Raw genomic sequence first — 26202 nt, forward strand, 5'->3', positions numbered from 1 at the left:
AATCACTTACCTTCAAAAATAGACGGTGGTTCATCATCTCCGCTATTATCGTTTTCATGAAAAGCTGTTGTCTTGACAGAAACAGATCCCGTTTTCGTTTCTGCCTCGATCGTCACTTGCCCAAGTGTTTCCTTTTCACTTTCAAAACGAATAAGCTTCTGAACCATTTCCTCTTTTTCCGTTACTTTTTTCAGCCCCGTTTCAGGAAGATGTAAAGAGCCGAGATTTGTGCGTAAAATCCCTTTCATTGCCATATGTTCAGGCACATATATTTCAATATTGCCGGTCACAGCTTGGGCTTTTACTGTATGAGCTGCATCAGACTTTAAATCGCAAAGCACATTTCCGTTAAATGACTTAATCTCCGTGTAGCCAACAGAACCGACTACGTGAACGGCTCCATTAAAGGAACTGGCTTCTACTTTCCTTGCTTCACAGTCAATAAAATAAACTTGGCCATTACCTGTTTCTGCTTCAAATTCATTTACTTGTGATTTCTTTACTTCAATTTTGCCGTTTGCTGTTTTTACCTCGAGATCCTGCACTTCCATATCACGCATGCTAAATGACCCATTAAACAACTTGACAGAAATGTTGTTAATAGCCGCTTCAGGCACATACAAAACCGTATCAACTTTCATCAGTTTTAAACCGACTGAGAATGAGAGCTTATCTTCACGTGCGTAAAAGACACTATTTTTAATAAATGACTCCCGCGCTTCATCCTCACTATCCGCCCCGTACATCTTGATCTGGCACTCTGCTTTTACCCCATTTTCCTGCCAAGGCTTAATAGTGAAGCTGCCGCTTGCAGTCTCTGCCTTAATGCGCTTCGGTAAAAAATCATTTTCTTGGAATGTGTGAGTGAATTCTACTGTTTTTCCAAGTGGAAACTCAAAGTCTTTTAATTTTTGTACAGTGGACTGAACAAATTGAAACAGCTTGTCTTTCGGCTGGTTAACAGAACTGTCTGCTTGGCTATGTGATTGCTCACTTTGCTTTTCTCCGCTGCCAGTCAACTTTTGGCCCAAGTTGAGCAATTCATCAAAGAAATTATCTCTGCGCTCTTTACGGGCCTGCTGGGAAGGCTCCTTATCAAGCGCCTCCAGCAAGGTTAACCCTTCACTTGCTGAAATTAAGCCTGCTTCTACCATTTCCAAAATTCTTTTTTTCTCTTCGTTCATTTCAGGCACTCCATTCATTAGGAATTGGTTTTCTGTTCATTCTTACGAAGATAAAAGAAAAAGGTTTCATTCTTTTCCTAAGCTGTTACGAAACGCTTGCTTTCTTGGTTTTATTTTCACAGGCTCTCCATTGGACCTTACTCTCGAAAAACAAGCGTTTCTAATTAGACTGATAGCCGTGCGGAAGCCAATTATACGGATAGCCTCCGAAAAGTGCTCAATCTTTTCAGCTTTCGATGTACTGCTCTCTTTCTCGTTCGCGCGCTAACACTCTATGCAAATAACGGCCGGTATATGACCCTTCTGCTTCTGCAACTTCCTCAGGTGTACCGACTGCAACAATGGTTCCCCCCTTATCGCCACCTTCAGGTCCAAGATCGATGATATAATCGGCTGTCTTAATCACATCGAGATTATGCTCAATGACGAGAACAGTATCACCATTTTCGACAAGGCGCTGTAAAACAGTTAGCAGGCGGGAAATATCATCTACATGAAGACCCGTCGTCGGCTCATCCAAGATATAAAATGAACGTCCGGTCGAACGGCGATGCAATTCAGAAGCGAGTTTTACGCGCTGCGCCTCCCCTCCTGACAGCGTCGTTGCCGGCTGGCCCAGCTTAATATAACCAAGACCAACATCAGCGATGGTTTGCAGCTTGCGCTTGATTTTAGGGATATTCTCAAAAAACTCAAGCGCATCTTCGACTGTCATAGCGAGCACATCAGCGATGTTTTTGCCTTTATATTTCACTTCAAGCGTTTCACGGTTATAACGCTTGCCATGGCAGACTTCACACGGTACATACACATCCGGCAGGAAATGCATTTCAATTTTAATAATCCCGTCACCGCGGCAAGCTTCACAGCGGCCACCCTTGACATTAAAGCTGAAACGACCTTTTTTATAGCCCCGAACTTTCGCTTCATTCGTCGTAGCAAATACGTCGCGAATATCGTCAAACACACCTGTGTATGTGGCTGGATTTGAGCGCGGGGTCCGCCCGATCGGTGACTGGTCAATATCAATCACTTTGTCAAGGTGTTCAATCCCCTTGATTGTCCCATACTTACCTGGCCTTTGTTTGGAACGCTGCAGCTTTTGAGCAAGTGCTTTATGCAGAATATCATTAATTAACGTACTTTTACCTGAACCAGAAACGCCTGTAACAGCAATAAATGTTCCAAGCGGGAATTTAACTTTTACATTGCGTAAATTGTTCTCTTTTGCCCCGGTCACCTCAACCCATCGTCCATCCGACTTGCGGCGTTCTGCCGGCAGCGGGATAAATTTCTTCCCTGATAAGTATTGGCCGGTCAGCGAGGCTGGATCATTCATCACCTCTTCTGGCGTACCTGCTGAAACAATCTGCCCACCATGTACGCCAGCACCCGGTCCTACATCTATTAAATAATCGGCTGCCATCATCGTATCCTCGTCATGTTCGACAACGATTAATGTATTACCGATGTCGCGCATATTTTGCATCGTGCTGATCAGGCGATCGTTGTCCCGCTGGTGCAGACCGATTGATGGCTCATCAAGAATGTAAAGAACACCTGTCAGCCGCGAACCAATTTGGGTAGCAAGACGAATCCGCTGCGCTTCCCCGCCTGAAAGCGTACCGGCTGAGCGGCTTAATGTCAGGTAATCAAGACCGACATCGACTAAGAAACCAAGCCGTTCACAGATCTCCCGTAAGATTAATTGAGCAATCTGCGTTTCTTTTTCTGTCAGGGACAGATCCGCGAAAAACTGCTTCACTTCTTCAATTGAAAAGTCGGTTACTTCGCTAATATGCAGGCCATTAATTTTGACGGCGAGACTTTCTTTTTTCAAACGGTAGCCCTTACATGTCGGACATTTTTGCTCCCTCATGTATTTCTCCATTTGCTCCCGAATAAAATCCGAGCTTGTTTCTTTATATCGGCGCTCAATGTTAGTAAGAACTCCCTCGAAAATAATATGGTTTTCGCGAATTTGACCAAAATCATTTTCATAACGGAAATGAATGCGATCCCGTCCAGAGCCATTTAAAATCTTTTCAAGCTGCTCTTTCGATAAATCCTTTACTGGTACATCCATAGGGATGCCATAATGGCGGCAGACCGCTTCCAGCAGTTGTGGATAATATTGAGAACTTGTCGGTTCCCATGGGGCAATCGCATGTTCTTTTAAACTCAAATCAGGATTAGGAATGACAAGATCAACATCTACTTTTAATTTAGACCCAAGTCCATCACACGTCGGGCAAGCCCCGAATGGACTGTTAAAAGAAAACATGCGCGGTTCCAGTTCTCCAATGGAAAATCCGCAATGCGGACAGGCGTGATGCTCTGAGAACAATAATTCCTCGCGGCCAATAACATCGATAATTACATTGCCCTCACCAAGCTTTAAAGCGGCCTCAAGAGAATCAGCCAACCTTGATTCAATGCCTTCTTTAACAACAACACGGTCAATAACTACTTCAATAGAATGCTTTTTATTTTTTTCAAGTTCAATCTCTTCCTCTACTTCTCGCATTTCTCCGTCTACACGCACACGGACATATCCTTGCCGTTTAATGTCCTCAAACACTTTCACGTGTGTGCCTTTACGGCCGGAAACAATAGGAGCCAGCACCTGCAGTTTCGTCCGGTCTTCATATTGCATAATGCGGTCTACCATCTGCTCGATCGTCTGAGAGGTAATTTCGATCCCATGAACTGGACAAAACGGATGGCCAATACGAGCAAACAATAGACGTAAATAATCATAGATTTCCGTAACAGTTCCAACCGTTGAACGGGGATTCCGGCTTGTCGTCTTTTGATCAATAGAAATAGCCGGGGACAGCCCTTCAATAGCATCAACATCTGGCTTATCCATTTGTCCAAGAAATTGGCGGGCGTACGCAGATAAAGATTCCACATAGCGGCGCTGTCCCTCCGCATAAATTGTGTCGAACGCCAGCGATGATTTCCCCGATCCAGACAGGCCCGTCAAAACGACGAGCTTGTCCCGCGGGATGGTAATATCAATATTTTTTAAGTTATGCGCTCTTGCCCCTTTTACAGTAATTTTATCTATTCCCATATCAAAGTCATCCTTCCGATTTCAACTCTAGCAATGCGTCGCGCAGCTGGGCAGCCAATTCGAAATCAAGCGCTTTGGCTGCTGCTTTCATCTCGCTTTCCATGTTGGCAATTAGGCGATTTCTCTCTTGAGGTGTAAGTTTTTTCTTAGAAGCTGCTGTTTCATAGCTCTCCACTTCTTCAGCAGCGTGGGTGGCCCGAATAACATCACGAATATCTTTTTGAATGGTCTGCGGTGTAATGCCATGCTCTTCGTTATATGTTTGCTGAATCTCCCGGCGCCGTTTTGTTTCTTCTATGGCTTTAGCCATCGAGTCCGTTACTTTATCTGCGTACATAATGACGTGCCCGCCAGCATTGCGAGCTGCCCGACCCATCGTCTGGATAAGTGAACGCTCAGAGCGAAGGAAACCTTCTTTATCAGCATCCAATATAGCTACAAGTGATACTTCAGGAATATCCAGTCCCTCTCTCAGCAAGTTAATGCCAACAAGCACATCAAATTTGCCAAGTCGGAGATCACGAATGATCTCTATCCGTTCAAGCGTCTTAATTTCCGAATGCAAGTATTGAACTTTTATACCAATCTCCTTTAAATAATCTGTTAAATCCTCGGACATTTTCTTCGTCAATGTAGTCACAAGCACCCGCTCGTTCCGAGCAGTTCGTTCGTTAATTTCATTCAATAAATCATCGATCTGTCCTTCAATCGGGCGGACATCCACTGTCGGATCAAGCAGGCCGGTCGGGCGGATAATTTGTTCTGTCATATGCGGCGTGTGTTCGATCTCGTAAGGTCCTGGCGTTGCTGATACATAGACGATTTGATTTACATGATCCTCAAACTCTTCAAATTTTAACGGACGGTTGTCTTTGGCGGATGGCAGACGAAAACCGTGATCGACAAGCACCTGCTTACGCGCCTGGTCACCATTGAACATACCGCGGATTTGCGGAAGAGTAACGTGCGACTCATCGACAACAATTAAAAAGTCATCTGGAAAGTAATCAAGAAGCGTATAAGGCGTAGAACCAGGGGGCCGCAAAGTTAAGTGGCGGGAATAATTCTCAATCCCCGAGCAAAAACCCATCTCGCGCATCATTTCCAAATCATAGCGTGTGCGCTGCTCAAGCCGCTGTGCTTCAAGCAATTTATTTTCTGAACGCAAAATAGCGAGTTGCTCTTCCAACTCTTTTTCGATATTGCCAATCGCTATTTTCATTTTTTCTTCCCGCGTAACGAAGTGAGACGCCGGAAAAATGGCTACATGTTCACGGTCACCCATGATTTCTCCTGTCAATGCATCCACTTCACGAATTCGGTCAATTTCATCTCCAAAAAATTCCACGCGGATACAATGCTCATCTCGGGAGGCAGGAAAAATTTCCACAACATCTCCGCGAACGCGGAATGTTCCGCGCTTGAAATCAATGTCATTCCGTTCATACTGCACATCAACGAGCTTGCGCAGCAGCTGATTGCGTTCAATCTCCATTCCATTACGCAACGAAATGACAAGATCCCGATACTCTTCTGGAGAACCCAAACCGTAAATGCATGATACACTGGCAATGATGATGACATCATTCCGTTCAAATAATGACGAAGTTGCTGAGTGGCGAAGCTTATCAATCTCGTCATTGATGCTCGCATCCTTTTCAATAAACGTATCCGTCTGCGGAACATAGGCTTCCGGCTGGTAATAATCATAGTAGCTGACAAAATATTCAACAGCATTATTCGGAAAAAATTCCTTGAATTCACTATACAACTGGCCGGCAAGTGTTTTATTGTGGGCAATGACAAGTGTCGGCTTATTTACTTCTTTGATTACATTAGAGATCGTAAAAGTTTTCCCGGTTCCTGTCGCTCCAAGCAGCGTTTGATGTTTTTTTCCTTCTTTTATCCCTGAAACAAGCTCGGCGATAGCTCCTGGCTGGTCCCCTTGCGGACTGTATTTAGACACAATTTCAAATTGGTTTTTCACCTTTCAACCCCCTGACTTCTGGTAAATATATTGATTCTTTTATCTAAAACATCCTCTTAAAGTCTGTGCAATTTTCTAAGGTTAGTAATCATAATCCCCATTTTAGCATAAATAAAACCTGAATGGCTATTAATAAGCGTACGTATGTTCCTGTATTTTTCCATCGTAAAAAAAGCCTCTCCTTTAAGCAGAGAGGCTTTTTTACATTAAGATATCCATCCATATTTTAATAGCCGTAGCTGCTATTAAGATTGCCAGCAGCCACTGCAACACTTTGATATTCATTTTTTGTCCCGCTTTGGCGCCGAGCGGCGAGGCGATCACGCTAGCAACAATCATCACAAGCGCCGGGACAAACATCACTTGTCCGGTCATCAGCTTCCCACCCGCCGAACCAATCGACGAAATAAATGTGATTGCGAGTGAGCTGGCAATCGTCATTCTTGTCGGGATTTTTAAAACTACGAGCATGATCGGCACAAGTAAAAAGGAGCCGGCCGCTCCGACAATCCCGGCACCGATCCCTATGATAAGAGCAGAGAAAGAAGCAAGCCATTTATTAAACTCTACTTCCTCCATCGACCGATTATCCACATTTTTCCGCGGAATAAACATCATGATTGCAGCAAGGGCTGCCAGTAAGCCATATATAACGTTGACCGTCGATTCCGCCAGATGTTCCGAACCAAATCCTCCGACAAAACTTCCGGCGAGCACGGCAATCCCCATATACATAATTAATTTTTTGTTTAAATAATCGCTTTTCCGATAGGCCCACACACCGGTCAGCGAAGCGAAAAGCACTTCCACTGCACTGATACCCGCCACTTCATGAGCAGTGAAAGCGCCAAAGCCAAGCATGGGCGGGAGGTATAAAAGCATTGGATATTTAATTATAGCGCCGCCAATTCCAACCATCCCTGACAGGAAAGAACCAATAAAGCCAATAAAAAAAAGAGCTGCCAGCCATCCGAATGACCAATCCATTCATTTGTCTCCCCTTTCCTGTCCCTCTATTTCCACGTGGTAATACCACCTGCTATGTTCGTAATCTTCTTAAATCCTTTTTTCTTTAGTAGGCGGGCTGCCTTCCGACTGCGCATACCGCTTTGGCACATAACAACAACTTCTCTTTCAGGGTCTAGTTCTTTTATGCGCGCAGATAGCTGCTGCAGCGGAAGGTTTTTAAAGCCTTTGATATGACTGGCTTTAAATTCTCCAGGTGTCCGGACATCAATCCATTGTTTATCTTTCTTTCTTATCTCCTTCTTTAACTCGTCAGCAGCGGCATTGCGCACTCCTGCAGCCGGCATCATATTTTTAATGGCTATAAAAATAAAGATAGCTAATATAAGATAAAAAATAAGCGTCATCTTCGCTCTCCCTTTACATATGGGGGTATTTTTTCAATCAAAAAATTAACGGCTCTTTACAAGCAGGCTAACTGCCTCTTTTACAAGAGAATCTGTCGGTTCTCCCTGCTCGATATTCGCACGTACGCACTGCTCTAAATTCCGGCTGACAATGAGGCCCATTGCACGGCTGATTGCACTCTCTATTGCGCTTAGCTGCGTAACAACGGCTGTACAGTCTACTCCCTCTTCCATCATGCCCATGACCCCGCGCACTTGTCCTTCAATGCGTTTCAATCGGTTTTTCAAGTCTTTGCCGTACTCCACAGAGAATCACCTCCACACATTATAACAATAGATTTTATCAAAATACGCAGTGTATCTTCCTATTATCTCCGTGAAACAGCACATTTCTGGGCCGTTCTTAAAAAAGCAGAGGGTGTCCGCATATCAATACTTGTTGGACACCCAGATTAAATCAATTATTTAAGCAGCTCCATCACGGCATCTGGATCATAACCAAGAATCCACTGACCGTTTATTTCTGTCTGTGGTACTCCCATTTGTCCTGTCGTTTCTACAAGTCTCTGTGCAGCTTGCCGATCTTGCTGAACATTCACCTCAGTAAACGGGATACCTTGTTCCTTTAGAAAGTTTTTCATCATCGTGCAATATGGACAAGTATTTGTTGAATAGACGGTTACTTTGTTCATTTAAACTCCTCCTCGTTATAGTTGTACAATCGGGCCGTTTTCTTTTTTCCAGCCGGCAAAACCGCTTGCCATGTTTTCGACGTTTTTAAATCCCTTTGCCTGGAGCAAGCTTGTGCCGATTGCAGAACGGGCCCCGGATTGGCAATGAACAATAATCTTCTTATCTTTCGGCAGGTTGGCTGCCTCCTCTTCCAAATAGCCAAGCATATAATGATGGGCGGTTGGAATATGTCCGGCTTCCCATTCTCCCTGTTGACGAATATCCACTACGTAGACATCATCCTTTTCATATTGAGCTTTTAACTGGTCAACATCAATGTTTATATACTTTTCGAGATCAGGTGCTTCACTTACTGTTCTTGGGCTGGCAAATGCCACAATTTTATCAAGCCCAATGGACTCAAGAGAATGCTGAATTTCAGTTGTTTGTTCTCTTGCTGCAATGACGACAAGCTTTTTATCATAGTCAAGAATCCAGCCGGCCCAGTTTGTGAAGATTTTTGTATACGGCAAGTTGATCGTACCTTCAATGTGTCCTTGAGCAAACTCATTGCCGAGTCTGGTGTCAATGACAATGATATCTTCCTGACTTAAATATTGCTCCAAGCTTTCGTAGCTTTCTACATACGGAATTGTTTCATTCGTTAGCACAGCAGGGCCGACTTTATTAACTTTTTTCATGACCGCAAAATACTTTGGAGGCTCTGGCTGATCTTTCAGCAGTTCTTTTTGAAATTGTTCTTTATCCATTTCCTGCAAGGCCCAGTTGTTCGCCTTTTCATAGCCAACCGTTGAGAGCGGAACTGCACCAAGCGATTTGCCGCAGGCACTTCCGGCACCATGCCCCGGCCAGACAACTAAATAATCCGGCAGCTGCTTAAACTTTTGAATGGATTCATACATTTGTGCGGCTCCGGAATGAGCTGTTCCTTTTACTCCAGCTGCTTTTTCCAATAAGTCCGGACGGCCAACATCACCAACAAAGACAAAATCTCCTGTGAAAATACCCATTGGCTCAGCTGAACCGCCGCCTCTGTCTGTCAAAATAAAAGAAATACTTTCTGGCGTATGTCCAGGAGTATGCATTACTTTAAATTCCACGTTTCCAATCATGAAAACATCGCCATCTTTTACAAGCTTAGCAGAAAGGTGATCAGTGTACTGGTATTTCCAATTTTCATCCCCTTCATCTGATAGATATAATGTCACACCATAATCATTTGCCAGCTGGCGCGCTCCGGAAACAAAGTCAGCATGGATATGCGTTTCAGTTGCTGCTGTTAACCGGAAGCCCTCTTTTTTTGCTGTTTCTACGTAAGGCGTAATATCACGCGCTGGGTCAATCACGATGGCTTCTCCTGTTTTCTGGCAAGCGACCATATAAGAATATTGAGCTAATTTTTCATCAAAATAAGAGCGAAAAAACATTACTTGACCCTCCTTTACCCTACTGGGTATGTTATTGTAATTTCATATTACCCTATGGGGTATAAAAAAGCAAGCATGAATTTTAAAACAAGTCACACGTTCAATATTCTATTTTTCTCCATAAAAAATTCCGGCTACCATTGATGGTACCGGAATCTGTTATTTAGGTTGTTTTCTTTTTTTCATCATCAGATTGGACAGCCAAAAACCTATCGTCAATGAAGCAGCATCAATAATAATGAGTGGCCATGTGTGTGTGTATCCTTTATAAGCAGAGGCTGCAATTAAAGCAACAGTTAAGCCCAGGCCTAAAAAATGGTTAAATGTTACTCTCGTAAAAAAAACAACGAGAAAGCCGGGCAAAAACATTGCCATTATCATTTTACCTACCATGTTTTCACTCCCAGCAAGCAGCTTTTACTCCCTACATCATACTGAAATACGATCGGTTTAGAAAGCCCTTTTCCGAAAAACAAGTTACTTTTTTTCATATTTTTTAACAATCATTTCTGTCATGTAATTCAATTCATTGTACGGAATAAATTCTTCAGAAAGCATATCTGGTAAGATATGCTTGATAAAATACTTTACACAATTCAAATCGGAAAATTCCATAATCGTGGATAGGGCTTCTTTGTAAATCTCCAAAAAAAGCGGTTCCGGATTGCGCTTTAAAATTTCCCCAAAAGATTCATACAGCAGATCAATTTTATCTGCTACTGACAAAATTCGCCCTTCCAGTGTATCGTCTTTTCCTTCTTTAAATCGTTCTAGATAAATGCCTTGCAATTCTTCTGGAAACTCCTGCTCAACAAACTTTTTTGCCATTTGCTCTTCTACTTGTGAAAACAAATCCTTTAATTCCTTGGTAGCATATTTCACAGGCGTTTTAATATCTCCTGTGAACAACTCTGCATAGTCATGGTTCAAAGCTTTCTCGTACAGGGCCCGCCAATTTACCTCCATTCCCTCTAATTCTTCAATCGTTGCTAAAAACTGAGCAATCTTTGTTACCTTAAATGAATGTGCTGCTACGTTATGCGATTGATATTTAAACTTTCCCGGCAGCCTAAACAGCTGCTCCAGGTCCGACAAACTCTTAAAATAATTATGTATCCCCATAAACTGATCCTTCCTTTCCATAACTGTGATAAGCATTAGAAAAAAATAAGGACATTTATTCGAATTCCTAGACATATTTTCATTGTAGCCCTACAATCGTTAAGTGGCTATTTATTTTACTCTTTGAGGTGAAAAAATGAATTTGTGGGAACTATTTGTTGCTCTAATCCTCGGACTTGTGGAGGGGGCAACCGAATTTGCTCCTGTGTCTTCTACAGGGCATATGATTATTGTAGATGATATTTTGCTGAAATCGAAGGACTTGTTTTCAGAGCCGGTGGCTAATACATTTAAAGTAGTCATCCAGCTTGGCTCCATCTTAGCTGTTGTCTTTGTCTTTAAAGACCGCATCCTTAATCTGCTTGGATTACAAAAAAGCAGCGGGACAGCTAACCGAACCGGCTCAAGGCTGACATTGGTGCACATTTTTATCGGACTAATCCCTGCAATGGTACTCGGACTAGCATTTGAAGATTATATCGATGAACATCTGTTTAGCATAAACACCGTATTAATCGGGCTCGTTGCCGGTGCCCTGCTCATGCTTGCAGCGGACTGGCTTGCGCCGGGACGGGTGAAAGCAGAAACGGTGGACGATATTACGTACAAGCAGGCTTTTCTCATGGGCTTATTCCAATGTATAGCCTTATGGCCCGGCTTCTCCCGCTCTGGTTCTACTATTTCCGGGGGCGTCTTGCTTGGCATGAGCTACCGAGCAGCGGCGGACTTTACATTTATTATGGCCATGCCGATCATGGCAGGAGCGAGCGCTGTGTCTCTCATTAAAAATTGGGAATACTTTACGATCGATGTTCTTCCGTTTTTTATCGTCGGTTTTATCAGTGCCTTTATCTTTGCCCTGCTATCCATCCGCTTCTTCCTGGCACTTATTAATAAAATCAAATTGACGCCGTTCGCCATCTACCGGATTGTTATTGCAGCTGTTATTTATTTTGTATTCTTGTAAAAAAATAAGTAAAGCCGACAGTTTCCTACTATAGGAGTTGCCGGCTTTTTTCTTTATTAAACACACTCTCTCCGTTTCTTATATTCGTCCTTTAATAGAGTAAAAGGCTGATACCATAAAGAAAAAACGCGTTAAAGTAGGTATTTGCGCGATATTTTTTTATGTATTAAGATGTAGAACATCATCACAGATAATTTATAAAATTCATTTTATTAAGAAATTAAAAAGGAGTGTAGAGAGTGGCTGAGAAAACAATACTTCCTCCCAACTTGTATGAAAAAGAAGTCAATACTCATTTTCCTATGCGGCAAATCCTCAACCATAAAGGAGAGATAACAGACCCCTCCTATGAAAGCGTTATCAATGAAGGATTAGTAAAGAAGTTTTATCGACAGCTAATCTGTATGAGAACATTGGACCGCAAAGCTAAGAGCCTGCAACGCCAGGGCCGGCTAGGTACATATCCACCATTTGAAGGCCAGGAAGCCGCACAGGTTGGCAGTGCATTTGCCCTTGCTGAAGATGACTGGATGTTTCCAACCTACCGTGACCATGCGGCTAGCATTACGTTTGGAAAGTCCTATGCCATTTTATCCTCGTGGAATGGAAGAGTAGAAGGCAACCTTCCTCCAGAAGGGAAAAAAATATTGCCGCCATCTGTACCTATTGCCACTCAGCTTCCTCTTGCTGCTGGAGCCGCAATGGCGGCCAAATTTAAAGGCACGTCGGAAGCAGTAATCGCTTATTTTGGTGACGGTGCTACGTCTGAAGGGGATTTTCATGAAGGCTTGAATTTCGCTAGCGTTTATCAGGCGCCGGTCGTTTTCTTTAATCAAAACAATGGCTATGCTATTTCACTTCCTATTTCAAAACAAATGAATTCGAAGACGATTGCTCAAAAAGCGATCGCTTATGATATACCCGGTGTCCGCTTAGATGGAAATGACATCTTCGCCGTTTACTTTGAGACGGCGACCGCACTTGAACGTGCTCGCAGTGGCGGAGGGCCGACGCTAATTGAAGCTGTTACGTGGCGATATGGCGCTCATACAACAGCTGATGACCCAAGCAAATATCGCGATCAGAAAGAAAGTGAAGAACGGCGTGAATACGATCCTGTGATCCGTCTTGAACGGTTTATGAAAAATAACAGCTATTGGGACGATGAATGGGTTCAACGTGTGCATGACGAAGCTGCAGAAGAAATCGAAGAAGCAGTGAAAGAAATGGAGTCCATGCCTCCTCCAGATGTAAACGATATTTATGATTATATATTCGAAACACCTACATGGACGATTGAAGAGCAAAAGAAACAATATCTGAAACACTTGCGGGGGGAATCGTAAAATGTTAACGGCAGCGAAAACGAAAGAACTGACATTTATTCAGGCCATTACCGATGGACTACGTACTGTTCTCAAAGAAAAGGATCAAGTGGTGATACTCGGAGAAGACGTGGGAAAAAATGGTGGAGTGTTCCGTGCGACTGACGGGCTTCAGGAAGAATTTGGTGAAAAGCGTGTTTTTGACACTCCACTGAGTGAATCGGGTCTGATGGGCGCTTCTATTGGGATGGCACTAAACGGACTGCTGCCCATTGCTGAAATTCAGTTTTTAGGCTTTGTTTATCCTGCTTACGAACAAATCATGACACATGCGACACGCATGCGCTACCGTTCAAAAGGAGCCTTTACAGTGCCATTAGTCATTCGGGCCCCATATGGAGCAGGTGTACGCGCACCGGAGATCCATTCAGACAGCGTGGAAGCATTATTTACCCATATGCCTGGGATCAAAGTAGTCTGTCCTTCCACCCCGTGTGACGCAAAGGGTTTGCTTATTTCAGCAGTTGAAGACCCCGATCCCGTTCTATTTTTAGAGCCGTTGCATTTATACCGTTCCGTCCGCGAAGAAGTTCCTGAAGAGAAATATAGCATTGAAATCGGAAAAGGGCGAAAAGTGCATGAAGGAGAAGACGTAACCATCATTGCTTGGGGAGCGATGATGCCAGTGGCGATAAAAGCCGCAGAAGAAGCAGAGAAAGACGGCATAACCTGCGACGTTATTGACTTGCGAACCCTTTATCCTATTGATAAAGACATCATTGCGGAATCTGTACAAAAAACAGGCCGCTGTGTGATTGTACATGAAGCCCATGCAACAGGTGGTGTCGGCAACGATATTATTTCCATTATTAATGATACATCCTTTTTATATATGAAAGCTCCGATTGAACGTGTTACGGGAGCTGACGTCCACGTCCCATTTTGGGCATTGGAAAAACACTATCTGCCGACCCCTGCTCGCGTGAAAGAAGCCATTCATACGGTCGTTCATTTTTAGGAGGTTAAGAAATGATTGAAGTAAAATTACACGATATTGGCGAGGGACTGGCCGAAGGGGATATTCTTACCTACCTTGTAAAAAAAGGCGACCGCGTCCGTGCTGATCAGCCATTGGTGGAAGTTCAAACAGCAAAAATGGTAGCAGAATTGACTTCCCCTGTTTCAGGCATTGTGAAAGATATTCTTATTGAAACGGGAAACACCATCGCTGTCGGCACTACAGTCTTGACAGTAGAAGCCAGTGAAAACCCACCTGCCCCAAAAAATAGCAGCTCTATAAAGGAGGAGCTCCCGTCCCCTGCCGAAAAGTCAGCACCACAGGGCGGAGCAATATCGGGAGCCCTTCCTGCAAAAAACAAGCTGGCCGATCGAGTAAAAGCCGCTCCTTATACTAGAAAAGTTGCTAGACAGCATCAAGTAGATTTGAAGCTAGTTCAAGGCACAGGGCGAGCTGGACGGATTACAGTGGAAGATGTTTATCGTTTTATTGAAAATAGGAAACCTGATGCTTCCCTAGCATCCAATGTAGAAGTGAGTACTCCCTCATCAACAGATGGAAGATGCGAAGTAAAGCAGACTGAAACGATTCCATTTACAGGTCGTCGGAAACAGATTGCCCTGAAGATGACAAAGTCTCTTTATACGATTCCGCATGTATCTCACTTTGAAGAAATCGATATGACAGCTCTGCTGAACTATCGTAAAAAATTGAAAGCACTGGATGTAAATATATCTGTTGTGGCCTTTTTCATAAAGGCTCTAGCCATCTCATTAAAAGAGTATCCTATTTTTAACGCCAAGTTAGATGAAGGGAAAGAAGTAATTAAGCTTGAAAAAGAAGTTCATATAGGACTGGCGACTAACACGGAAGAAGGATTAATCGTTCCAGTTTTACGAAATGCTGAGAAAAAATCATTGCGTGCGATTCATGCTGAGATGAAAGACTTAACGAAAAAGGCACAGGAAAATAAGCTAACTGTAAAAGAAATGACCGGAAGCACTTTTACTATTAGTAATGTTGGCCCGATGGGCAGTATTGGAGCAACACCGATTATCAATTTTCCGGAAACTGGACTAATGGCTTTTCATAAAACGAAGAAAATGCCGATTGTCAATGAACAGGATGAGATTGTTATCCGATCGATGATGAATGTCACACTGGCCTTCGATCATCGGGTCGCTGATGGAGGAGCAGCTGTCGCTTTTACAAACCGCTTTAAGGCCCTCATTGAAAATCCTCCATTGCTTACGCTTGAACTCGTATAAACAATAGCAGCAAAGCCTCTTGGAGTTGTTTCCAAGAGGCTTTATCTTTCATCACCTTTTGCTCTCTCGATACAAAGATCGGTTGCCCTGCCAGCAAATGACCATTTAAAAGCAGGACAGCCCTTGGGAGGGAAGAGGATTTCTTTTAACGGCGAATTTGCCATTTCGGACGCTTATTCGGTGAAAAAAAGTGATCTCTATTCTTTCCTGCCTCCAACCTTTTTTCGCAGATCAAGTTAGCAGCTTCTACTGTTGTCACATTTTCATTTTCTGCTTGCTGGAGCACTTCAAGAATAGAATAATAGATATTTTTTGTTTTGCTTAATACCCGTTTTTTATTCGGTCCATATAGCTCGTCCGCTACTTGGATCACACCGCCGCTGTTGACAATGTAATCAGGGGCATAAAGAATGCCCTTATCCCTTAATACCCTCGCATGCCCTTCATGTAGAAGCTGGTTATTCGCTGCACCGGCAATTCCTTTCACTTTCAACTGCTCAATGGTCCGATCATTAATGATGCCACCGATCGCACATGGAACAAACATATCAGCCTCCACTCCATAAATATCCTCTCCCTTAACAGCAGCTGCTTTTCCTCCCTTTTGCTTGGCTTTCTGCAGCAAGGCCTGCACCGCTTCTTCCGAAACATCTGTCACATATAAATCAGCCCCCTGCTCCAGCAAGTGTTCTGCTACTTTAAAACCGACTTTCCCTAATCCTTGAACAGCAAATTTTTTGCCTGCTAAATCTTCGTTCCCCCATAGCGTATTGGCAACCGCCTGAATGCTATACAACACTCCTAAAGCTGTAGGAATGGATGTCTCGCCTCCTCCGCCGTACTCTTCAGGCAAACCAGCAATACAGCTTGTTTCCTTATACGCATGAACGAAATCATCCAGAACGGTTCCCATGTCTGTTCCTGTATAAAACCGGCCATTTAAGGAATCAATAAATTGTCCATATGCACGAAACAGTTCTGGTGTTTTATCCTTTGCCGGGTCGCCAATAATTACCCCTTTCCCCCCGCCAAAATCATTGTCAGCCGCTGCATTTTTATAAGTCATCCCCCGAGATAACCGCAGGGCATCCTCCAGAGCCTCCTCAAATGTACGGTAAGGCTTCATTCTTGTGCCGCCCAGCGCTGGACCGAGTGTCGTATCATGAATCGCAATAATGGCTTTCAGCCCTGTAGCTGGATCGTTACAAAACAGTACCTGTTCATGGCCTTGAATTTTTGCAAATAGATCAAATGAGCCTGTACACTGACTATTTATATTTTCTGCTGTTATCGTTGACTTCATTTCTATTCCTCCTAACCTTTATTAACCTTCCATTATCTTTCTTATCGATTGACTATTGTTTTCAACTGGTTTTACTGTTTCTTTTTCTTCTTCCTGCAAAGGTGCTAACCCAATTCCCGTGTAACCATAAACAATGGCAATAATCGGTGTAATCATACTAATAAAAACGTAGGGAGCATATTCCATTCCTATATTTAAAGTGGACATAATAAAGGCTCCAGTTACTCCCCAGGGGACTATCGGATGGATAATGGTTCCTGCGTCCTCTAGTGTTCGCGACAAGTTTTTAGGATGAAGCTTCACTTTTGCATAAGCTGATTCCAGCAGCTGTCCAGGCAAAATGATAGATAAGTATTGTTCGCCAACGGTCAGGTTAATTCCCAGACATGACAAAACAGTTGAGGTAATGACATTTCCCCTGCTTCTTAATACTTTTTTAATCCCCTCAATAATGGAATGGGCAATCCCCACCTGCTGAATGACCCCTCCAAAAGCAAGTGATATTAGGATCAACGAAACGCCAAATAACATGCTGCTTAGCCCTCCAATTGAAAGCAGATTATCAATCGCCTCTACTCCTGTATCCGCAGCATACCCATTGTGAGCTGTCGACATGATCGTCCCAAACGATACATTGGGAACAGTATAGAATGCAGTTAAAACTGCTGCTACTAAGCCAATGACCAGCGATGGAATAGGGCTCATCCGCTTTATAGCCAAAAAAATGATTAATAAAGGCGAGAGCAGTGTCAATGGTGTAATCATAAATTCACGGTCCAGCACGCGAACAATAGTGCTGATCTGTTCGCTGTCTACAGGCCCTCTATCCGTAAGCAATCCAATCACAGTAAATATAGCTAGTGTAATAATAAGACTTGGAATGGTCGTCCATAACATATGTTTGATGTGTTCATAAATATTCACCTTTGCTGTTGCAGCTGCAAGATTAGTCGTATCTGAAAGAGGAGAAATTTTGTCACCAAAAATAGCACCGGAAACAATGGCACCGGCTGTCATTGCCGGAGAAATGTCTAAAGCGTAGGCAACCCCCATCAAGGAAACGCCAATCGTTCCCATCGTACTCCATGAACTTCCACAGACAACAGAGACAACTGCACAAATCAGTACAGCTGACATGAGGAAAAAGTCGGGAGACAAGATGTGCAAGCCATAATAAGTAATCGTTGGGACTGTTCCGTTCAGCACCCATACACCTATCAGTATCCCAATTAAACAAAGAATGAGGATAGAGGGGATTCCATAAAAAATCCCTTTCGCCATAGCATTCTCGAGTTCTTTCCACTTAGCACCTAATACAAGGCCGTAACAGGCAACAAAAATTGCTGAAATAACAATTGGAATCTGAGGTGCAACACCATAATGAAGAATACTTATTCCAAGTATGGCAATAACGATCAATACTACGATCATCGAGGCTAAAAATGAGGGTTTTTTCATGCATAGTCTCCTTTACTTTTTTATAAGAGAACATATAACAGTTCTACCTTAAAGAAAGCGTTTGCAAAATAGGAAATTAGAATTTTCCTAGCAAAGCCTAATCTGTTGACACACCCATTGACTGAATCCTACAAAACTTCATTCTCAATATATTATTCTTTTATCTCCTCTTCCTCCTTTGTTATCTCAGTTGCCTTCACACTTAAGACTATTTAAAACTTTCTGATAACGGTGTCATTATAAAGCAAAAAATACTATCTTGCAAAAACATCCGTTAAAGTAAAAAAACATTAAAGTATTGATACGTTAAAGCATGTAAACGAATAAAATAGCTGCTCTTCACTCCCTTAAAGACAACGCCCGGGTAGGTTCATAAAAAAACCTGATTCGCATTAAGCGAATCAGGCTTCTTTTATCACTTCTATTTCTCCAATCACCGGTGAAAGCGCAGGAGCTGCTTTCGTTACTTCGACAAACTTAATGTGATAGCCATCCAATTCGATGACCTTAAACGTGCAGCCTCCTCGTTCGATTGTATCGCCTTCCTGAACTTCAAATTTCTCAGTTAGAATCCAGCCGCCGACCGTATCAACATCTTCTTCGTCGATGTCCAAACCGAACAAATCATTTACTTCAGTGAGCAATACTTTACCGTCAAGTATCAGCTGCTGATCATTAATTCTTTTAATCATTGGGGTTTCATCTTGGTCAAATTCATCACGAATTTCGCCAACGATTTCTTCAAGAATATCTTCTGTTGTAACAAGTCCAGCCGTACCGCCATATTCGTCAATTAGGATGGCCATCTGAATGCGTTCTTTTTGCATTTTTACAAGCAAGTCATGAATGGCAATCGATTCAATTACTTGAATAACAGGACGAATATAATGATCAATTGTTACATTTTTCTTCTTTTCATCTTTGATGTAATCTGTCAGAACTTCTTTCATGTTCACCATACCGATAATCCGGTCTTTATCGCCGTCAGCGATCGGATATCGGGTATAGTTTTCTTCCATTGCTATTTCAATACACTGTTCAACGGTGTGCGACTTATCAAACGCCGTCACTTCCGTACGGGGTACCATAATTTCTTTAGCAACACGGTCATCAAACTCAAAAATATTGTTTACATATTTATATTCTGACTGGTTAATTTCTCCGCTCTTTAAGCTTTCTGATAAGATCATACGCAATTCTTCTTCTGTATGAGCCATTTCACTCTCTGAAACCGGCTTAAAGCCGAATAATTTGATTAACAGCGTAGATGATCCATTCAGTATCTTAATAAATGGATACATAAGACGATAAAAAATAATCATTGGTTTGGCAGCCAGCAACGTAACTTGTTCTGCCTTTTGAATCGCTATCGTTTTTGGCGCTAATTCGCCCACAACGACATGCAAAAAAGTAACCGTGGAAAAAGCAATCAAGAATGATAAGACACTGACAACAGACTCAGCTAATTCTAAGCGCACGAACAGCGGATGCAGCAAGTGTTCTACAGTTGGTTCACCGAGCCATCCGAGTCCGAGAGCTGTTACCGTAATTCCTAACTGACATGCGGATAAATACTCATCAAGATTCGAGATCACTTTCTTTGCAGCTTCCGTATTCGCCCGTCCTTCAGCTGCCAGCTGATCGATTCTTGTGCTTCTTACCTTTACGATTGCAAACTCGGTCGCTACAAAGAAACCGGTTAATGCAATCAAAAAGGCAACCATGATTAAGTTTAATATGTCCAAATAAGATCCTTGCGGCTACATTGTGCCGTAAGGAATTACACCTCCGTTAAATTAAAATGAATATCTCTATTCAACCGTCCTTTTTTTCGCGCGCTGAGGCTTGATCCGGCCTGTTTGCTCACAAAAATCAGTCTGGTTGCTTCTGTCCATAAACCGAGCTACACTGCCTGCAAACATGTTTACATTTCTTTCTACTGCCTTCCCAACATCCTCACCTCACTTTTACATACTTCTACTTTAAGACATCGGTCTTTTTCAGTCAATATTTAGAAAACAAATTTCAGACAATGATGCCAGATAGTTAATTGCCAATCCTTGATAAACGAGCTTATATTTATTATATTTATTTAAGCAAAAAAGAAGGCGCCCAAATTAAATGTTCGGGCGCCCTTTTGCTTTTACTGTATAGGTGTCTTTCTTGATCGGGTATTCATTCCCTGTCCACCCATATTCGTCAGCTGGGGAATGACATTGGGAAGTTGTCCGCTCCGGCCAGTCATCATGCTGTAAGCAACTGCTCCAATGCCGATTGAAGCAACGATAGGCAATAATTGAATGTTATTTCTCATCGTCCTTCCACCTGCCCTCTGTTAGATTGCTTTTTCAAGCACATATAGTTTTTGTTACTGGTGCTTAAAACACTCAAGTAGTTTTTAACAAAGAAATCTTTGCCACACACTTTCATTTTTTCCAACCACTGCTTTCATTTTCGAGGCCGAAAAAGTAAAATATAGGCAGCCTCATTTTAGGCTTTCTAGAGGCCATTGCAGCATTTAAAGGAGTGATTGCTTTGCAAAAAATGAACATTTTAATCATAGAAGATGCCGAAACTGTTCGCCATGAGCTCAAGCATTTTTTGACCGCTTATGGATATGAAGTTGAGGCACCGGATGATTTTGAGCATATTCTTTCTTATGTAAATAAGGAGGATATCCATTTAATATTGCTCGATATTAATTTACCTGTATTTGACGGTTACTTCATTTGCCGTGAGATTCGCAAAACATCCCAAGTGCCAATTATTATTGTGACAAGCAGAGATAATGAAATGGACGAATTAATGAGCATGAACCTTGGAGCTGATGATTTTATTACGAAGCCTTACAATACACAGATTTTGCTTGCACGGATTGATGCCGTGCTTAAACGAACCTATAAACAATTAGAAACGTCCGTGCTGACATTTGAAGAATTGAAGCTCCACTTATCTAATGGAACGGTCTCTTATAAGGGCGAGCAGCAGGATTTAACAAAAAACGAATTGAGAATTCTACATTACTTAATGACGAAAAAAGGCAGCATCGTTTCCAGAGAAGAACTAATGGAGCATTTATGGTCCTCCGATCTGTTCGTTGATGACAATACCCTATCTGTCAACATGACCCGCTTACGTAGAAAAATTGAGAGTCTGGGCATGAAAAATCCGATCGAAACGCGACGCGGTCTTGGGTATATCTTGTCATGAGGATGCTCACGTATATAAAAGAAAGGTCTGCTTTTTTATTTATTAACGTGCTTCTGTTCGCTTCGATCGCGCTTTTTTTATGGTTTGTCCATGTCCCAGGCTGGCTGATTATTCTCGTTTTTATTTGTTGGTTCATTCCCCTCCTCACTTCATATTTACTTGAGTTCTGGCAGCGAAAAAATTATTATGAGCCGCTGATTATGAATGCACAGCTGCTGGATCAGCAATACCTGCTTTCAGAAGTGGTAGAAAGACCGGATTTCTTAGAAGGCAAGATTGTTCATGATATCTTACAGTCAACAAACAAGCAGATGCATGAACATGTGAATAAGTACAAACAGATGCAGACAGAATATCGGGAATATATCGAAACATGGGTTCATGAAATTAAAACCCCTATCGCTGCAGGCAAATTAATTCTTGATAATCATAAGAGCTCCGATGTAAAAGGAGTCTATGAAGAATTCGAAAAAGTTGAAGGGTTCGTCGAGCAGGCGCTGTACTATGCGCGCAGCAGCAGTACAAGCAATGATTATCTCGTGAAAGAATTCAGCTTGAAGCCCTGCGTAACCAATGTGCTTAAAAAGAATGCGAAGGCATTTATCCATAATAAAATCCAATTGGACTTAGCGGATTTTAATGAAGTCGTCTATTCTGATGAAAAATGGGTCGAATTTATTATCAATCAGCTTATTAGCAACAGCATTAAGTACAGCCAAAAAAAGGAGAAAAAGATTCGCATCTTTACGACCATGCATGAACATAATCTTATCTTGCATATTGTTGATAATGGTGTTGGCATTGGTGAAAAAGACATCCGGCGGGTCTTCGACAAAGGATTTACCGGAGAAAATGGCCGGGCCTTTGGAAGCTCCACAGGCATTGGATTGTATCTTTGTAAAAAACTCGCTGATAAACTCCATCTTGGACTGGATATTCAATCACAAAAAAACGCCGGCACAGAAGCACGAATTATCTTTCCAAAAAGCAAAGTGACTCTGCTAGAGCAGTAACTAATAACAGCGAAAGGGATCGTTCCTCCGCAGCCTCAGAGCCGTAACCAACGGCTCTTTTTTAATCTTACAAAAATGTAAGTCTTCTGCAAACAAAAGCAATATGTGTTTTCTTTTAACAGCGGTACACTGAACGTACCAGATAAAGGAGCGTGGCAAAATTGAATTCCGTATTAAAAGTAGAACAGATTGAAAAATATTTTGGCAATAAAGGCAATGTAACGAAAGCCATTGACAATATTAGTTTTACGGTGGAAAAAGGAGAATTTGTTGGCATCATGGGACCATCCGGAAGCGGAAAAACGACCCTATTGAACTGCATTTCCACGATAGATCATGTCACAACAGGCCATATTCAGATTAACGGTACTGATATTACTAAATTGAAAGGCGGAAAACTTGAGAAATTCCGGCGCGATGAACTTGGCTTTATCTTTCAAGACTTTAACCTGCTCGATACACTAACGGGCTTTGAAAATATTGCGATTGCGTTAACCATTCAAGGACGCAATCCAAAAGAAATTGCGCAAACAGTGGAGGAAGCAGCATCAAAATTAGAGATCAGCTCCGTATTAAATAAATTTCCTTATCAAATGTCCGGCGGCCAGAAGCAGCGTGTCGCTTCCGCCAGAGCTATCGTAACAAATCCTTCCATCATTTTGGCAGATGAGCCTACGGGAGCGCTGGACTCAAAATCCTCCAGGCTGCTGCTCGATGCGTTTGAGAAGCTGAATGACGAAATGAAGGCAACGATCTTAATGGTCACCCATGATGCATTCACCGCCAGCTATGCGAAACGCATTTTATTTATTAAAGACGGCAAAGTCTTTAACGAACTAATAAGGGGCGGAGATTCGCGAAAGGAATTTTTTAACCGCATTATCGAAGTGGTGACTCTTTTGGGAGGCGACACGAACAATGTTTTTTAAGCTATCTATGCGCAATGTGAAACGCAGCTTTAAAGATTATTTCATTTACTTTCTGACCTTGACCTTTGCCGTTTGTATTTTTTACAGCTTTAACTCGATAGCTGATCAAGAAGCCATGCAAGACCTGTCTGCCAGCCAGTCAGAAATGATAAATAGGCTCAAGCAACTTCTTTCCTTTATTTCAGTTTTTGTTTCTGCTGTTCTTGGCTTTCTTATCATCTTTGCTAATAACTTCCTGATCAAGCGGCGGAAGAAGGAACTCGGTTTATATATGACACTTGGGATGGGGAAGTATAAAATTTCCCAGCTTCTCGTTACCGAAACACTCGCTGTCGGCATTCTTTCATTAGCAGCTGGTTTGGCGGCCGGGGTATTTATTTCTCAAGGCCTCTCACTTTTGGCTGCTTCATTGTTTAATGTTGATTTTACGGGCTATACATTTGTCTTTTCCAATGATGCCATGGTAAAAACCATTCTTTACTTTGGGATTATTTATTTATTAGTGATGCTTTTTAACAGTATCGTTGTTTCAAGATACAAACTGATTGATTTATTAACAGCAGCCAAAAAGAATGAGCAGCTAAAGGTGCGAAAAACCTCCGTCTCTGTTGCCTTGTTTATTTTATCGCTCATTATTTTAGCTGTTTCTTATGGAGTCATGCTTAAGTACGGATTAATGGAAAGCATGAAAATCGTTTGGACGTGTGTTGGCCTTGGAGCCTTTGGAACTCTGCTGTTTTTCATGTCACTGTCCGGGTTCGCCCTGAACATCATCCAGCAGTCAAAGAAGATTTACTTCAACGATATTAACATCTTTGTGCTGCGACAAATCAACAGCAAAGTAAATACGACGTTTTTATCGATGACAATTATTTGTTTAATGCTGTTTTTTACAATCGGTGTCCTTTCCACCGGCTTCAGCTTGAAAGATGCCATGAATAAAGACCTGGATACGTCTACACCTTTTGACGCCAGCTTAAGCCTCCTTATACAGGAAGAAGGCAAAGCAAAAGACATCCGTGAAGCAGAGAAGCAGCTCGAACTGGACCTGGATGCTTACGGAAAGACGTACCGCTTTAACCGCTATCAGACCGACCAAATGCTAAAGCCGCTGCTGCTTCCGTACAAGGATAAAAGTACAGAACAGCTTATTCAGAAAAAATTCGATGATGTTTATGTAATGGCTATCACCCGATCTGATTATAAAGCCATTGCAAAAATGCAAGGAAAAGAGCCAGCAGCGCCTAAAAAGGATGAAATTCTGCTTGTCTCTAGCGCTGGTACTTTTAAAGATACTTTCAAACGATTTACGAAAGAACATAAGACTATAAAGCTGAACGGCCAAACATACCGAATTGCCGGTAAAGTCGTCAACTTTTCCCCTTCAACCGATTTCAAAGGGATGGAATACTTAACAGCGGTCGTACCGGATGCAGCAGTTGCTCATATGAAACCGGCCAACTCCATTGTTAATATCCAGTACAAGGGCGGTCAAAAAGCAAAGGATGAAGCGTTGTACAAATTACTTTATCCCTTTATGACAGGACCTTCCCAAAAGGAGTATGGCTTCGTTTTAGGAGGAGCAACGAAATCAATGGTTTACGAATCATACACTGGCACATCAGCTATTACCGTGTTCATCGGGATCTATCTTGGCATTGTCTTCTTGATTTCCAGCGCTGCCGTACTCGCTTTGCAGCAGCTGTCAGAAGCAAGTGATAACGTGGAAAGGTACACCGTTTTAAAGAAAATCGGCGTAACAAAAAGAGGAATCAACAAAGCCATCTTCAGACAAATTTTTATTTATTTCATGATGCCTCTTTCCTTGGCAATCTTCCACTCTGTCTTTGGTGTGCAAGTTGTGAACAAAGCCATCATGGTAGCGGGCGGCGGGAATGTACTGCTCCCTTCCCTGTTGACCGGACTGATTATCATTACTGTGTACGGCGGCTATTTCCTGGCTACTTATTCCGGATACAAAAGAATCGTACGATAAATATTGCGCCTAAGTTGGAGTGAATTAAGCTTTCCTCTAATTTAGGCGCTTTACTTGCAACCAGACTTTGTTCTCCCTATTGCTCAGGCTTATTTTAATAAGTAACCTCCATCAAAATCACACATATTCTCGTGTTTCCCTCATAAAATGGACAAGGAGAGACAGTCTTTAAGGGGGAATAAATATGGAGGATATAAAGATCAATTTGAAGGATCTGTTCAAATAGTTATGAGGAGACTCCTGCTAACCTATTTCTATCTGCTCATTGGAGCGTTCTTGCAAGGAATGGCCATGTCTTTATTTTTATTTCCACACTCCATCCCCTCTGGCGGAGCGGCAGGCTTAGCCCTCCTGATGAATCATTGGTTTCACTTGCCTCTCGGCTTTTCCTTATGGCTGGCAAATGCTGCCTTTCTGCTCTTTGCCCTAAATTACTTCGGCTTCACCTGGACATTTCGGACAATCACTTCCGTTGCGGCTACCTCTACGACTATTAGCATTCTGACTTATCAAATTCCTCATATGCATGTACATATTTTTTTCGATATGTTAGCAGGAAGCATCTTTTTCGGTATCGGAGTCGGGATCTTAATTCGAGTTGGCGCTTCCAGCGGGGGAATGGTCATCCCGGCATTGATGATTGCCTCCTATAAAAACTGGAGCCCTGGAAAAGTGATGATGGGAATTAACCTTTTTATCTTTTTACTAACCTCTCTCATTATTGATTATAAAATTGTTATTTACGCTGTTGTTTGCCAGTTTCTCTCCACGAGCCTTATCGATTATATTTATGAATTTAGATTTCAAAAGGTCAATGTTCTCTCCCCTAATTGGAGGAGAAAATAAACAG

23 protein-coding genes are annotated in these 26202 nt (G+C 42.4%); 9 read left to right on the forward strand and 14 right to left on the reverse strand.

What is annotated here, in order from left to right; all coding sequences use genetic code 11:
* Positions 1-2 precede the first annotated feature (2 nt).
* From ACH0BF_RS12070 to ACH0BF_RS12115, 10 genes are all read right to left on the reverse strand, one after another.
* Positions 3-1184 (reverse strand): DUF4097 family beta strand repeat-containing protein, encoded by a 1182-nt coding sequence (locus ACH0BF_RS12070; RefSeq protein WP_182917020.1) that lies wholly within the window; start codon positions 1182-1184, stop codon positions 3-5.
* Positions 1185-1410: 226 nt separating this feature from the next.
* Entirely contained in the window at positions 1411-4263 is a 2853-nt protein-coding gene (gene uvrA, locus ACH0BF_RS12075; RefSeq protein WP_340852344.1) for an excinuclease ABC subunit UvrA, read from the reverse strand.
* Between the two features lie 7 nt (positions 4264-4270).
* The gene (uvrB, locus tag ACH0BF_RS12080; protein ID WP_120034711.1) at positions 4271-6250 is read right to left on the reverse strand and encodes an excinuclease ABC subunit UvrB; all 1980 of its coding nucleotides are present in this window, start codon (positions 6248-6250) and stop codon (positions 4271-4273) included.
* Between the two features lie 201 nt (positions 6251-6451).
* Entirely contained in the window at positions 6452-7237 is a 786-nt protein-coding gene (locus ACH0BF_RS12085) for a sulfite exporter TauE/SafE family protein (RefSeq protein WP_120034713.1), read from the reverse strand.
* Positions 7238-7263: 26 nt separating this feature from the next.
* Positions 7264-7623: a rhodanese-like domain-containing protein gene (locus tag ACH0BF_RS12090; RefSeq protein WP_340852340.1), complete on the reverse strand. Its 360-nt coding sequence runs from the start codon at positions 7621-7623 to the stop codon at positions 7264-7266.
* A 45-nt stretch (positions 7624-7668) separates the two neighbouring features.
* Entirely contained in the window at positions 7669-7929 is a 261-nt protein-coding gene (locus ACH0BF_RS12095) for a metal-sensitive transcriptional regulator (RefSeq protein WP_406909419.1), read from the reverse strand.
* 155 nt (positions 7930-8084) lie between these two features.
* Positions 8085-8315, reverse strand: coding sequence for a glutaredoxin family protein (locus ACH0BF_RS12100; protein ID WP_120034719.1), 231 nt, complete (start codon positions 8313-8315; stop codon positions 8085-8087).
* 15 nt (positions 8316-8330) lie between these two features.
* Positions 8331-9743 carry a rhodanese-like domain-containing protein gene (locus ACH0BF_RS12105; protein WP_340852335.1) on the reverse strand — a complete coding sequence of 471 codons (1413 nt, stop codon included), beginning with the start codon at positions 9741-9743 and terminating at the stop codon, positions 8331-8333.
* Between the two features lie 159 nt (positions 9744-9902).
* Positions 9903-10136, reverse strand: a complete 234-nt coding sequence (locus tag ACH0BF_RS12110) for a CsbA family protein (protein WP_120034724.1) — start codon at positions 10134-10136, stop codon at positions 9903-9905.
* Positions 10137-10220: 84 nt separating this feature from the next.
* Positions 10221-10865, reverse strand: a complete 645-nt coding sequence (locus ACH0BF_RS12115) for a YfbR-like 5'-deoxynucleotidase (protein ID WP_340852332.1) — start codon at positions 10863-10865, stop codon at positions 10221-10223.
* Positions 10866-11001: 136 nt separating this feature from the next.
* On the opposite strand from ACH0BF_RS12115, the gene ACH0BF_RS12120 reads away from it, so the two are divergent.
* The 4 genes from ACH0BF_RS12120 to ACH0BF_RS12135 all read left to right on the forward strand — a co-directional run bounded on the left by ACH0BF_RS12120 (position 11002) and on the right by ACH0BF_RS12135 (position 15443).
* Complete coding sequence (locus tag ACH0BF_RS12120) at positions 11002-11832, forward strand: undecaprenyl-diphosphate phosphatase (RefSeq protein ID WP_340852329.1); 831 nt, start codon at positions 11002-11004, stop codon at positions 11830-11832.
* A 302-nt stretch (positions 11833-12134) separates the two neighbouring features.
* Positions 12135-13178, forward strand: a complete 1044-nt coding sequence (pdhA, locus tag ACH0BF_RS12125; RefSeq protein WP_340856333.1) for a pyruvate dehydrogenase (acetyl-transferring) E1 component subunit alpha — start codon at positions 12135-12137, stop codon at positions 13176-13178.
* A 1-nt stretch (position 13179) separates the two neighbouring features.
* Positions 13180-14175 carry an alpha-ketoacid dehydrogenase subunit beta gene (locus tag ACH0BF_RS12130; protein WP_120034731.1) on the forward strand — a complete coding sequence of 332 codons (996 nt, stop codon included), beginning with the start codon at positions 13180-13182 and terminating at the stop codon, positions 14173-14175.
* A gap of 11 nt (positions 14176-14186) precedes the next feature.
* Positions 14187-15443, forward strand: a complete 1257-nt coding sequence (locus tag ACH0BF_RS12135) for a dihydrolipoamide acetyltransferase family protein (protein ID WP_406909420.1) — start codon at positions 14187-14189, stop codon at positions 15441-15443.
* Positions 15444-15588: 145 nt separating this feature from the next.
* On the opposite strand, the gene ACH0BF_RS12140 is transcribed toward ACH0BF_RS12135, so the two are convergent.
* The 4 genes from ACH0BF_RS12140 to ACH0BF_RS12155 form a co-directional block, all read right to left on the reverse strand.
* Entirely contained in the window at positions 15589-16746 is a 1158-nt protein-coding gene (locus ACH0BF_RS12140) for a Glu/Leu/Phe/Val dehydrogenase dimerization domain-containing protein (RefSeq protein WP_340852326.1), read from the reverse strand.
* Positions 16747-16767: 21 nt separating this feature from the next.
* Positions 16768-18204 carry a Na+/H+ antiporter NhaC gene (nhaC, locus tag ACH0BF_RS12145; protein WP_340852325.1) on the reverse strand — a complete coding sequence of 479 codons (1437 nt, stop codon included), beginning with the start codon at positions 18202-18204 and terminating at the stop codon, positions 16768-16770.
* Between the two features lie 401 nt (positions 18205-18605).
* Entirely contained in the window at positions 18606-19949 is a 1344-nt protein-coding gene (locus ACH0BF_RS12150; RefSeq protein WP_340852324.1) for a hemolysin family protein, read from the reverse strand.
* Positions 19950-20347: 398 nt separating this feature from the next.
* On the reverse strand, positions 20348-20518 hold the full coding sequence (locus tag ACH0BF_RS12155; RefSeq protein ID WP_182917022.1) for a hypothetical protein: 171 nt from the start codon (positions 20516-20518) through the stop codon (positions 20348-20350).
* 230 nt (positions 20519-20748) lie between these two features.
* Between ACH0BF_RS12155 and ACH0BF_RS12160 the strand changes: the two genes are divergently transcribed.
* The 5 genes from ACH0BF_RS12160 to ACH0BF_RS12180 all read left to right on the forward strand — a co-directional run bounded on the left by ACH0BF_RS12160 (position 20749) and on the right by ACH0BF_RS12180 (position 26198).
* Positions 20749-21414: a response regulator transcription factor gene (locus ACH0BF_RS12160; RefSeq protein WP_340856332.1), complete on the forward strand. Its 666-nt coding sequence runs from the start codon at positions 20749-20751 to the stop codon at positions 21412-21414.
* A complete protein-coding gene (locus ACH0BF_RS12165; protein ID WP_120034737.1) occupies positions 21411-22427 on the forward strand; it encodes a sensor histidine kinase in 1017 nt (338 codons plus the stop codon). The genes ACH0BF_RS12160 and ACH0BF_RS12165 overlap by 4 nt, the downstream gene beginning before the upstream one ends.
* 161 nt (positions 22428-22588) lie before the next feature.
* Complete coding sequence (locus tag ACH0BF_RS12170; protein ID WP_120034739.1) at positions 22589-23356, forward strand: ABC transporter ATP-binding protein; 768 nt, start codon at positions 22589-22591, stop codon at positions 23354-23356.
* Entirely contained in the window at positions 23346-25352 is a 2007-nt protein-coding gene (locus ACH0BF_RS12175; RefSeq protein ID WP_340852322.1) for an ABC transporter permease, read from the forward strand. The genes ACH0BF_RS12170 and ACH0BF_RS12175 overlap by 11 nt, the downstream gene beginning before the upstream one ends.
* A 228-nt stretch (positions 25353-25580) precedes the next feature.
* On the forward strand, positions 25581-26198 hold the full coding sequence (locus ACH0BF_RS12180) for a YitT family protein (RefSeq protein WP_120034743.1): 618 nt from the start codon (positions 25581-25583) through the stop codon (positions 26196-26198).
* Positions 26199-26202 lie beyond the last annotated feature (4 nt).

This window comes from Pseudobacillus sp. 179-B 2D1 NHS (assembly GCF_045370945.1).
GTDB lineage: Bacteria > Bacillota > Bacilli > Bacillales > Domibacillaceae > Pseudobacillus.